This window comes from Bacteroides sp. GM023 (genome assembly GCF_014750685.1).
Classification (GTDB): Bacteria; Bacteroidota; Bacteroidia; order Bacteroidales; family Bacteroidaceae; genus Bacteroides.
The window spans coordinates 240,251-253,041 of record NZ_JAAXGE010000007.1 but is presented as its reverse complement, the minus strand read 5'-3'; the positions used below and the strand labels follow the sequence as shown (position 1 = coordinate 253,041).

Sequence of the window (12,791 nt, the reverse complement as noted above, 5' to 3'; positions counted from 1 at the left end):
TTATTTATACTCCCTTCAATTGTGACGTACCGAAGGAGCACCAAAATAGCTAGGATATTTATTATCCGGGTTAACGACGATTTTTTCAAGTACAATCTCCGGATCAATCATGAATATCTTCAAAGTATGCATTCCCGGTTCTACCACTTCAACCTCCACATCAAGCCAACGTAAATTATCGAATACTTCATTCCGGCGTGATTGTCCGGTAGCTATCAATTTTATGCTTCTATTCCTAGAAGGTAATGGTTTCAGCACCTTCGACTTTGCCAGGTTTTTAGAGTTATACTCACTAAATGTATCCACAAATCCTTTACGGGCATCAATGATTTGCGGTTCGTTGTTATCGAGCCCCATTGCAATGCGCAGTCCCCGTTGAGGATATACATCCTGAGTAGGCAATATTCCTAAACAAACAGTAGTCTTTCCTACTTTAGGTAAAAAGACTTTATACTCCAGACATGGTGCATTCCGCGGTTCGGCACTCGGTGCTGTAACCGGTTGAATCCCCATACAGGCCTCATCTCTACCCAAATCAGGTAGAACAATCCATCGTGCATTCTTTCCCGCTATATTTGCGTTATATTGATTTGCCGGTATGGAGAATTCAGCATTTGCAAGATTCCCCCAATAAGGTTCCTGAGTTTTGGGAAGCTCAGTCTTAACGACATGAACATAAACAGGAACAGTCACTTGTTTCTGTACGATTTCAATCATAGCTTCCGATTCACCGAATGGTAATTTTCCCCAATCAATGCTTACCTGAATCCGAGCATCCTTTTCTACCGTTCCTTTTGTTTGACTCAGTTTTACCCAAGATTTATTTGCCCTAGCCTTGAACCGGAAAGAGTCGTTACCACGATTAAACACATCTATGTAGTAACTTTGATTACTCAGCCAATCAAATGTCGGTAAAATTGCCTTATTATCAGAACCGGGCCATGACTTTATACAACCTTCCACAGCCACTCCCATCTTCGGAGATTCCTCCGGAACTACCTCTTTCAGATTTGGCAAAGAGTCTTTTTTAGGCATACTCCATTTCACGTACCCCAAATGTACATCTTTCATCATATTTTTCCATTTCCCATTCGCCATAAAAGTATTATAATATTCCCCCAACTTCTTATCTATTTCAAAAAGCTCTCGCACCCGTCCGGCATAATCATTCGCACTCACACGCCCCTGCTCCGCATAAAGATTATTTTTAGCCGCCGCCAAATAAATCTCGGCAACTCCGGCCGAAGCCTTTGCCGGATAAAGGACCAGTTGATAGTAAGCATCCTGTGCTTCCGGAGCTATTTTGTCTCGCAAAGCCTCAGCCTTCGTCGCAACATCACGCCAAAGACTGATAACACGATCCGCCTCAAGATGATTCACTACACTAAAAACAGTCGTTGCCTGCACCTCCGGCTTCCTCCAAAGATTATACTTACTATATTTAGAAACTATATCAGCTATCTCTTCCGCATATCTCTCACCAAATATACCAGCTGCCCAGTTCACCATATAATCCCATACCTTATTTGCCGGAATAACATCTGGATTCCATGCGTAACGCATAATAAAGTCAATGGGAAGTTCTTTGGGTTTAAGATCTCCTACATTTACAACCCAAAGATCATCAATTCCGGTCTGATAAGCCAAATTAAACTGCTCTCTTAGCTTCGGAATTGTTGTAGTATTAATCCAACGGTCATTCCACGGTCCGCCATTCATATCAATATGATAATACAAGCCCATTCCGCCTTTTCTTTCCTTTTCTTTTGCGGGACCGATACGACGAATATATCCCCAATTATTATCACAAAACATCAAAAGCACATCATCCGGTACCGTAAATCCCTTATCATAATAGCGTTGTACCTCTGTAAAAATCGCCCATGTCTGTGGAACCTCTGCAGGATCTTTACCATAAACCTTATGTATCAGTTCACGCTGACCTTTTATGACAGAATCCAACGTAGCCATATTCTCTTCATCACTTCCTTTGCCCATAGCCACATCACCATCGCCACGCATACCGATAGTTATCAGATTATCATAAGCCTTATTACGCTCAAGACCTTCTTGGAAAAAACGGTCTACCCCTTCCCTATTTACTATGTAATCCCACGGGCCTACTTCCTTTCTCCTCCTAGTATACTCTTTGTGCGCTCTCATCATAGGTTCATGATGTGATGTGCCCATCACAATACCGTATTCATCAGCCACAACCGGATTCATCGGATCATCCTCATTAAAAGCACTGCTCCACATGGCAGGCCATAGATAATTGGCTTTCAAACGTAATAGCAATTCAAACATATGACTGTACATTTTGGAATTGAACCCTCCAAATTTAGCACGAGTCCACTGTCCGAACGACGGTTCTTCATCATTTATAAAAATACCCCGATATTTTACTTTTGGAGATGGTTGAATATACCTTCCCGACTTAACATAAATAGCCTCACTCTTCTTTACCGGGACATCCGCCCACCAATACCAAGGAGATACTCCTATTTTCTCAGAGACATCATAAATTCCATAAATGGTTCCCCGTTTATCACTTCCCGCAATCACCAGATTCCCATCTACTGTTTGTATCAAGAAGGACTCCCATTTACCCTGTATCCCCGAAACGTCTATCTTCTTTTCAGAAACCAATCGGTCTATCAATTTACTTTTACCGATAGTACCCACTATTACAGAAGAAGGCAGAATAGATGTTGTTGCAATTACTTTGGCAGATAGCCCCGATACTTTGCATACATCATCGCCAAGATCATTGGCAGCCCGTACCACACCTTTCCAATCAGAGGGATCGACGCATATCATAGCGGCAGTACCATTGCCTGCTATTATAAAAGAACCTTCCGCTCTTGTTTGCTGGATATACGAAGGCATACCGAACCCCAATTCATTAACAATAGAATTGGCTTTTATTGACATACTCGACAGTGCTACTATCAAGCATACGAAAAATTGTTGTTTACTTCTCATTTTACATTTCTTATTATTACATTTTCTTTATAATGATATGATCCAAATAAAAGTCTCCCGGAGTACCGGCATTCGCACGAAGCTCAATGCTATTGACTCCTGCACGTAAGTTTACCGATTGAGTAATTGTCCCCCATGCACCGTCACTATTTTCCGTTTGAACGAACTCCGGCGTCCCAACTTTGCTCCCATTTACATACAAGTCAATAGAGTTCACTGTCGCAACAGGTGATCTGTACTTTATCCGAAGTGAATACATTCCTCCACTCAAAACATGAACCTTATCTCTGACTGCTGCAGAAGAATTGGTACCGAATTCGAGATAGCCCAAAGCTGTATAATTATTGATTGACGCAGCAACAGCATTTTTACGTATCCCGGCAATATTCTTATAATCAAAATACTCTGCTTCATACTGAAGTTCCCCCTCATATATTTGTGGCGACTCCGGAACTGTTACAGTCGCAGATCTATAAACAGTCTCCCTCCCCGTAGCATTTCCAGAACAATTGATGGTAATATCCAATGGCCCATTGTGTGTCACAGTCAGTGTAAAAACTCCATTGGACCAGTCTTCCGTCACTTTACTAGCAGTATGTTTCGCCCTGTCAGTATACGAATAACCCGGTTTCGAAGAACTACCATAAATTTTGATAACGTCTTTCTTCAATGAAGTATCCACATTATCATAATTCGTCAAATAAAAAGTCAACCTGTCGACATACTCACGAATCACTCCCAACGAATATTTAGAGTAGCTAAGCTCCATTCGTTCACACGTATTATATTTAAAAGGAATAGAAGCTTCCGATCTTTGTCCGGGATTATAAGTTACCCATCCGTTTTCACTCCGTCCGGCATATAGCTCACCGGTATACTCCTGTGGGAACCAAGAATTAAACTCCCTGATCTTCGCTTGCGTATTACTCCATCTGCCCGTATACTCCGATTTATTCAATTTATAAACAAACGAATTCGCCTCCGCATCATTCAACTGATAAGCAACCGGAATAGTCGGATAACGTCCTGTCTTTTTAAAGAAATTCTCATTATAGCGGATATTTCCATCATCATCCATCCGATAAAGTCCCTCATACAAAGTCTCTGGAGTGCAATATTTATCTATATCATTACCTGAATTGACATCGTGGATGATTACCACTTTGCTACGGTCAATCACCTCTTTCCGACTCATAATACGGATTGTTCCATCCAATATCTTACGGAAAATATCTACACTGATATTATCAAACTGTGAAAAGAACTCCCACTTTCTGGTCGTATACCCACCGTCTGCCTTCGTAGCGGAGACTTCACGATAACACTGTTTGGTAATAAGTTCCGGACCGTCGATGACTGTTTGTCCCGTCAACATTACATGTTCCACTATAGGTATAGCCCCTGCCGGTACCGGAAAGTTCTGATCACCATTCAATCCCTCTTTCCATCCGCATTGATCAAAACGGATACCATACTGTCCAGAGAATCCCGATAAATAAGCACCGAGGCAGGCACTCTCCGTATCAAAAAAGCCGTTCTTAGAAGTATATTTCTCACATAAGATAAAATTCTCCGGGTGCTGTCCGCAAGCATTGGCAAAGTTTGCATCCCGTTTCATCATTGCAATAGGATTCAAAGCAGCTCCCCAATAAGCATTACAAAAGCTGACCATAAGATAACCTCCATATTTCCGGCATAATTTCATCAAGTGCGTCCAATGCACCAAACGTTGAGGATAGCTGACAGTAGCAGCATCTCCAAATCCCCAAAACTGCTCGCAATAATTAAAGCCGAGAAAATTAGGATAATCCCGAAAGAACTCATTATAAGGACTATTCTCTATCTCCGAATCATCCGACAAATCCGGCAGATGACAATATGCCCCACTGGCAGGTTGCACCATTGCCCACACCCGGTTTTCGGCACACGTCCTTAACCACGATTTTGCCGTCTCATAGCCATATTGCACCTGATTCCACACTCCTTGCCCATCACGGCTGACAGATAGTGAGATATTGAATATTACATAAGGAAGAATATCTTTGGGGACCATATCTATTATCTTCTGCGGGTCAGGTGTAAGCCATGTATCTATATGAATCAACCATGCCGGCTGTTCTGGAGAAATCACCCGCCGTATATTTCCCGTAACCGGAGAGGGTCCATCCCCACCGTCCGCATTTACAGGTAATGTAATCGCAGGTGTTCCATCCGCAAATATAAATACAATATACTTCGGATCGGACACATCTACACGTTTAAAATTACTTTCTCCTTTTGATACTTGTACCTTTTCCGGCAAGATACGGGTAAGTCCTCCACTGGTTACTTTCCAATAGCCATCTTCCGTAATGCCGACTACAGGCGTTCGTCCCACTCCATCTATTACGGGAATCTTTTTATCAGTAGCTCCCACAGACAACCATTTCCCATCCAAGGTCCAATAATAAATACCTCCATATTCATCAGTACCTATTTGGGGTATATATCCGATTTCATCACCTTCCGTATTCAAGGCTGTCAATGTAGTCCGGATATCAGTAGTTGAGCCATCTGCAAATTCCAGTCCATATCCTGTACCACCGGTCAAAGCGGTATACGATTTAACACACATTCCCTGCTTCAAAGCATTTACAATCAATTTCAACGATTTCGCATTTGCATTGATTTCATCCAACATTTGTTCAGTATAATGAAAATCCGTCTCTGTAGGCGGCAGTTCGTCATCTTTACAACTACCCAAGAGAACAATACTCCCCAACACTCCCAATAGAATAAATAAACGGAACTGTCTGTTTTTCAAAAATATAAATTTCATAGGTTAATAATTTAGCCATTCAAAGATGGTATTATACAATAAATCAGTCCTACAAACATAAGTTTTAACTGCTTAGCAAGCAAGAGCGGCATACAAGAATAAAAGATTTTGAAACATAACCAAAAGCATTTCCTTCTCGAAATCCTCCAAACTCATATACCTGTTCCATTAAAAAGTAATACTTGTATCAATAACAAATACTAATGAAACACGCAAAAACCTACACTACTCCAATACTGATTATCTTTGTAGCATACTAAAATATCAATAACCAATCATTCTTTAATTTTTAAACCATGAGAAAAGTATTCTTAGCCTTGTATCTGTCAATAATTAGTTTGACCTGTTTCGCATCGGATACATTTGTTGTATTCACACCGGAACCACATCACTTTCCACTGATCACGAAAGGAGCTCCTTGTTCCATCGTAATGGATGCAACAGAAGATGAAGGGGTCAAAATGGCCATCAGCAATCTGCAACAGGACATCCGGCAAGTATGCAATAAGCAACCTGCACTCTTGAATAATATTCCTGCAAATCGTTGTGTTATTATAGGCAGCTATCATTCAGCCATCATTCAAAAGCTAATCGCTACCGGTAAAGTAGATAAGGAACAATTAATCAACAAAAATGAAAAGTTCCTTTTGCAAGTTATTGCCAAGCCGGCTGATGGAGTTGACGAAGCATTAGTCATTGCCGGAAGCGACAAACGAGGCACGATATATGGTATCTACGAACTCTCCAAGCAAATGGGTGTCTCTCCATGGTATTGGTGGGCAGATGTACCCGTTATCCAACAGGAGAATGTATATATCAAACCGGGAGTGTACACAGACGGAGAACCGAAAGTAGAATATCGGGGAATTTTCATCAACGACGAATGGCCGTCATTCGGAAATTGGGCTAAGGCCAAATTCGGTGGGATTAACAGCAAAGTATATAAACATGTTTTCGAATTGGTATTACGTTTGAAGGGTAACTTTGTATGGCCTGCCATGTGGGGAAGTGCATTTTACGATGACGACCCTCAAAACGGGCAGTTGGCAAACACCATGGGAATCGTGATGGGAACTTCCCATCACGAACCAATGGCTCTGGCACAACAAGACTGGAAAAGACGTGGAAAAGGCGAATGGGATTACAACCATAACGCACAGAATCTACGAGAGTTTTGGACATACGGAATAGAACGCGCCAAAAATTGGGAATCAGTCATTACTGTCGGCATGCGGGGTGATGGAGACGAGCCCATGAGTGAAGGAGCCAATATCAGTTTATTGGAGAATATAGTAAAAGACCAACGAAAAATTATAGAGAAAGTAACAGGTAAAAAAGCAAAAGAGACTCCACAAGTATGGGCGCTATACAAAGAGGTGCAAGAATATTATGATAAAGGAATGCGTGTTCCCGATGATATTACCTTATTATTATGCGATGATAATTGGGGAAATGTGAGGAAACTTCCCAATTTGAACGAGAAGCCCCGCTCCGGTGGTTACGGAATGTATTATCATTTTGACTATGTAGGTGCTCCACGCAACTCTAAATGGATCAATATCAACCCGATACCACGTATATGGGAACAGATGAATCTCACCTACGAATACGGTGTACGCAAACTTTGGATTGTCAACGTAGGAGATTTGAAACCGATGGAGTACCCTATCACCTTTTTCCTGGATATGGCATGGAATCCGGAGAAATTCAATGCACAGAATTTAAAACAGCATACAGAAGATTTCTGCGCACAACTGTTCGGAAACCAATATGCCAAAGAAACAGCGCGTATCCTTTCTCTTTATGCCAAATATAATCGTCGCGTCACCCCTGAAATGTTGAACGCCAAAACTTACAGTTTTAACTACGGAGAATGGGAACGGGTTGTAGACGAATACAACGCATTGGCATTGGATGCCCACAATCTCGGTTTCCTATTACCGGCAACATATAGAGATACATACGACCAAATCATATCATATCCTGTACAAGCTTGTTCCAACCTCTACAATATGTACTATGCACAGGCTAAGAATCACGCATTGGCTGCCAAACTAGCCCCGGAAGCGAATCAATGGGCAGATAAGGTAGAGGCTTGTTATCAACGCGACTCTCTATTGAGTCACCATTATAACAAAGTCATATCCAATGGAAAGTGGAATCACATGATGGATCAGATTCATATCGGATATACTTCATGGAACAATCCTCAAAAACAGATTATGCCTAAAGTAATACGTGTGCCGGAGAAAGAAAAAACATATACATTCCAGGAAGTTGACGGGTATGTAGCGATGGAAGCCGAACATTTCACACGTGCCATAGCTGAAGGGGAAACGTCTTGGAGCATTATCCCTGATTTTGGAAAAACATTGTCGGGAGTGACCACTATTCCTGTCACTAAAATGCCTGAGAAGATGTATCTAGAGTATGATATCGAGATGAAAAAGACGGGTAAAGTGAGAGTAGAACTTCTACTTGCACCCACACTTAATTTCAATGATAATAAGGGGCTAAGTTATGCCGTCAGCATTGATGGAGAAAAAGAACAGATTATCAACTTTAACGGTCATTATAAAGGCGGTTTAGGCAAATGGCAGGCTAACCCGATTATCGAATCACGCTCTATCCATCAACTGGATAAGAAGGGTAAACACACTTTACGCATTCGCCCACTGAATCCAGGTATTGTCATTGAGAAAATCATGATTCATGCCGGAGGACTGAAAACCAGTTATTTAGGTGCACCAGAGACCTGCAAATAACATTTGCTGTAAAAAAGAGTAATAAGCATTGAACTATATAGTATGAAAACAGGATAAAGCTATTTGTGATACAGTGAAATTTCCTATCTTGCTATTGCTTTTCACTGATTAATTTTGTATCTTTAGGGAGTCCATTCTTTTAAAGATAGTTAGTCACCTTATAAGATGATATTTATCACTCTATAAGGTGACATTTATCTCTTTATAAAGTGCCCATTATCCCCTTATAACGCAACAACTACCCGACTACCTAAACCATGCTAAATTTGTGCGCTCAAAAGCTTTAATCTCCGTAGGAAAAATCTTAAGTAGTAGAAAATATGCCTAGATAAGAAGCTCAAAAGAGCCGTCACAACATTGCATTGTGACGGCTCTTTCCTTAACTACTAAACTAACTACCTAATGATTTGATTAATCCACTTGATCCATCAACGCAAATCTGACGATCTTGGTAAGTCCCGGCTTCGACTTCACCATATAAATAGCAGTAACTTTACGCATACCGTCAAATTCACAGACAGCCTTTGTTTTTCCTCCTTCAATCTTTCCCACACAAATGCTTTTATCATCCCCGTCATAAAGGACATGAACTTCTACACGTGAATCAGTCGGTTCTATTTCCAACACAATATAATTGTAATCAGACAGTGCCACACCTTTACGATTTTTCCAGCCATATTGTCCGTAACCATGGTCATAAGTAATTGTCTGTGTCTCTTTATCTCCCTTGGAGAAATAGCCATAAGTACGTGGAAACAGTTGAATTGGTTCTTCCTTTGCATTCACAGCTATCGCTGCGAATAAGCATAAAACTAATAATAATTTTCTCATCGTTATCTATTTTAAAAGTTATTTATTCGGCATTTAATGAAAGCGGCACCAAACGCATATTGGCAAGGTTCATTTCAAAGTTTGTGATATCTACGCAATCCCATTGAGGATCCGGTTGCTCTTTATCTTTATACATCAAATTGCCATTAACAAAAGTAAAGAGGGAAACATAAGCTGCACCATCAGATTTCGCTGCATACTTACTTAACCACACACCTAATGTTAAGGTTTCTTTCTCACTGTCTGTCAATGCAAAATCCGTGAATTTATAAGTAAAGGTATGCCATTCCTTCCCAAAGGCAAACTCTTTTTCCTTTCTCCAAGGTGCCATATTTAGCACTCTAGGACCATCAATACTTCTATCCTTATCAACTCTCCAAGCTAACGTTCCACTACTCCAAGAGTTGGGCATATAGACATCTACCTGCAGCACTATATCTTTCACCAAAGTATTTGCTGTTATTTCTTGGGCATTACTACTTTCCAATACTTTTTCAATCTGTGCTTTAGTAGAGAATCTTAAATATGCACCATGTTTACTAGTGCTCACCGGAACAGAAGTATTCTTGAAACATATAAAATAATCAGGATTTACAGGTTGTATATCCATGGCGGGACGAGAAGTCGGAGTATATAATGCAGACTTATTTTGCGTCATAGCCCCTGAAACTGATCCTAATTTTAATTCATCATCCGTAAATTCACGTAAGAATACTCCTTGATTATAAAACATTACGATACCTTTTACTGTCGCTTCATTCCCTTCACTTACTATACGCAGATAGCCCGCCTTATCACCAACTCCTTCCGGAACAAGTACATCAATTGAAGTTCCATCATTTGCAGCCTCTTGAACATGACCTTCTTTTTCTCCACTGGACGAAGGAAAGAACACTTTTGCTTCTTGAAGTAGATTTACGCCTGTCAAACGAATTACATTACCAGGTTTAGGCATTGTGTAGGAAACAGCAGTCACATTAGGGACAAATCCTAATAAATTGAAGACCCGACTAATTCCGACTTCATCATAAGCACTTACTATCTCCAAGGTTCCTTCACCTACTTTAAAATTCTCTGTATCAGTCGGAACTGTAAATGTAATACAAGAACTTTCTACAGAGGTGGGCTCTATTTTCTGCCCATTAAAGCGCAATCCCTGAAATGTCGCGAAGTATTTTCCTACAATTTTAACCACAGTATTTCGTCCGGCTTCTTCTATTTTATTACCATTACCATCTGTTATTTCAGTAATCTCAATTTGTCTACCTGCTACTACACAATCAAAAATCTTCGGACCATCATAAGCAGTTGTTATTACCAACTTATTTAAACTAGCAGGATCGCTCACTGCCTTTCCAAAAGGCATATCTTCCGGAATATCCACAATCAAAGCATCGTCATTAATGGTAGCCTTTGCCAAATCTATGTACATACCATTCATCTGCAATTCTTTTATGGTCTTCAGTCCATCACCTTCAATCCGAATCCGGCTACCAATCGGTGCTTCTTCCACCGTAGTCCATGTCCTGCCTCCATTCTCTGTCAGCGACAATCCGCTAACAGAAATCAGCTTTCCAAAAAACTGGAAATCCTCTGCCGTACATGTTGCAGCCCCAGCTTTATTTACAACTCTGACCAAATTAAGATTGACCTCTTTTACATCTTCTTCATCCACAGGAATTTCCGGAATCACGAGTTCAATCTCATCCATTCCCGCCTGAAAACCAGCAACCTGCCCGCCATTGATATAAACAGCAATTGTTTTATCCATATTGGTTCCCTCAATACGCAAAGGAGAACCAATACGTACCATTTGACCCGCCTCTGGAATTGTCCACTCCTGACTTTCCTCATTCCATACACATACTTTCGTTATGGTAGGAGGAAGAATCTCTTCCACATCTTTTTCATCATCACTACACGAAAATACTCCCGTCAATATGACAGTCATCATAAAGATGTACATCACAGATTGTATATATCGTAAATATCTCATATTCTTCATTTTTTATAATTATACATTACTCTTCCGGTGTTTCATAAGGCACTAAGCGCAGATTAGTGACAAACAACCGGAAATTATCAAGCTGCTTAATATCAGTAAGATTGGCTTCATTCTGTATGTTATAGTTCAAAAAAGCAAACAATGAATGTACCTTACTTCCTGACCAAGCATCAATGGCTTCTCCCAATATTGAATATTTAGTATGTATAGGGAAAGTCACCGTTTTCCAACCTCCGGAAAAATCGTACGGCTTATTGTTTGCCCACGCAGCAACATTCCATGCACTCGCACTATTCCCCTTACTTCCACCCTTGTCCATACGCCAAGCTACCACTCCGGTACTCCAAGGCTGATTGATATAAATATCAGCTTGCAGAGCAACTTTACGTGCATCGGTTTCTCTCGCAAATTCCCCATTGCTATGTTCGACTAAATAAGCTAATTGCTTGCCCGTACTGAAACGGAAGAAACCGAACGTATCGTCATTCCCTGTTGCTATCGGAAGTGTAGCAGGGACTTCCGGCATACAGAAGATATAATCTCTAGCCCCTTCGGGTAAGGAGGGTATAGTGATTGAAGATATAGGATAATATTTACAGTTCTTCGGACTGTTCAAGCTCTCATCTAGCCCATAATCCAAAGCAGTCGTACCATCATAGTCATGCACAAACATGGCTTTATCATAGAACATATAATTAGGGGTATAATAATTCTCACCCATATCTGCCAGCTCAACGCGAATAGAGCCACTACGTTCGCCCACTCCCTGAGGAACTTTTACACGAATCCGTGTACCATCTTCAGTCACAGTCATATCTTCACCACCTTCAATAAAAGGAACAGCTACTTCATTTCCATCATTTCCGGGAAAATAAACAGCCGTGGCACCATTCAGATATTTACCGATAATAGTAATAAAATCACCGGATTCAGGCAAAGTAAAAGAGACATCTGTGACACCCGGCATTTTATTGATATTCTTAAAGATAAAGTTCCGATAGATTCCCTCCCCATGTGAAGTTATTACTTTAATTGTATTCCGCAAGGATTCATCTTCCACTTCATTCGCTATCGGGACACCGCTTGGGACACGAAATGTCAAATGTGCATCGTCCATATAAGTAGCATTGTATTCAGTAACCCGCATCCCATTACAGTAAATGGCACGTAACCCACTAAAACCGCAACCATCCAAACGAATCCAGTTACCAGTGTATACAGAAGTAATTTGTTTCGCCTCTTCACCCAACATATTACTCCATACACTATATATCCTTACATCGTCATCATCATCCGAACATGAGTACACCCCCAATAACGGGAACAACAGCATACCGGTCAACAAGAAATTCCAAAGTATATTATTTGTCTTTTTCATAACAGTATT

6 protein-coding genes are annotated in these 12,791 nt (G+C 40.7%); 1 reads left to right on the top strand and 5 read right to left on the bottom strand.

The window, feature by feature from the left end:
* Positions 1-15 precede the first annotated feature (15 nt).
* Both HC965_RS16405 and HC965_RS16400 read right to left on the bottom strand, forming a co-directional pair.
* Positions 16-2,985, bottom strand: a complete 2,970-nt coding sequence (locus tag HC965_RS16405; protein ID WP_304522378.1) for a glycosyl hydrolase 115 family protein — start codon at positions 2,983-2,985, stop codon at positions 16-18.
* Positions 2,986-3,001: 16 nt separating this feature from the next.
* Complete coding sequence (locus HC965_RS16400; protein ID WP_191032465.1) at positions 3,002-5,803, bottom strand: glycoside hydrolase family 98 domain-containing protein; 2,802 nt, start codon at positions 5,801-5,803, stop codon at positions 3,002-3,004.
* 296 nt (positions 5,804-6,099) lie between these two features.
* Here HC965_RS16400 and HC965_RS16395 point away from each other — a divergent pair, with 296 nt between their 5' ends.
* On the top strand, positions 6,100-8,568 hold the full coding sequence (locus HC965_RS16395) for a glycosyl hydrolase 115 family protein (protein WP_191032464.1): 2,469 nt from the start codon (positions 6,100-6,102) through the stop codon (positions 8,566-8,568).
* Between the two features lie 411 nt (positions 8,569-8,979).
* Here the strand turns inward: HC965_RS16395 and HC965_RS16390 are convergent, their stop codons facing one another.
* From HC965_RS16390 to HC965_RS16380, 3 genes are read right to left on the bottom strand one after another with little or no spacing between them, the layout of a single operon-like run.
* Positions 8,980-9,399 (bottom strand): hypothetical protein, encoded by a 420-nt coding sequence (locus HC965_RS16390; protein WP_191032463.1) that lies wholly within the window; start codon positions 9,397-9,399, stop codon positions 8,980-8,982.
* 22 nt (positions 9,400-9,421) lie between these two features.
* Entirely contained in the window at positions 9,422-11,395 is a 1,974-nt protein-coding gene (locus HC965_RS16385; RefSeq protein ID WP_191032462.1) for a glycan-binding surface protein, read from the bottom strand.
* Positions 11,396-11,420: 25 nt separating this feature from the next.
* Entirely contained in the window at positions 11,421-12,782 is a 1,362-nt protein-coding gene (locus HC965_RS16380; RefSeq protein WP_191032461.1) for a glycan-binding surface protein, read from the bottom strand.
* Positions 12,783-12,791 lie beyond the last annotated feature (9 nt).

What these genes read in the sequence shown, in the direction of transcription:
- HC965_RS16395 (WP_191032464.1), top strand. Translation starts at nt 6,100, where the DNA reads ATGAGAAAAGTATTCTTAGCCTTGTATCTGTCAATAATTAGTTTGACC.
- HC965_RS16380 (WP_191032461.1), bottom strand. Translation starts at nt 12,782, where the DNA reads ATGAAAAAGACAAATAATATACTTTGGAATTTCTTGTTGACCGGTATG.
- HC965_RS16400 (WP_191032465.1), bottom strand. Translation starts at nt 5,803, where the DNA reads ATGAAATTTATATTTTTGAAAAACAGACAGTTCCGTTTATTTATTCTA.
- HC965_RS16390 (WP_191032463.1), bottom strand. Translation starts at nt 9,399, where the DNA reads ATGAGAAAATTATTATTAGTTTTATGCTTATTCGCAGCGATAGCTGTG.
- HC965_RS16405 (WP_304522378.1), bottom strand. Translation starts at nt 2,985, where the DNA reads ATGAGAAGTAAACAACAATTTTTCGTATGCTTGATAGTAGCACTGTCG.
- HC965_RS16385 (WP_191032462.1), bottom strand. Translation starts at nt 11,395, where the DNA reads ATGAGATATTTACGATATATACAATCTGTGATGTACATCTTTATGATG.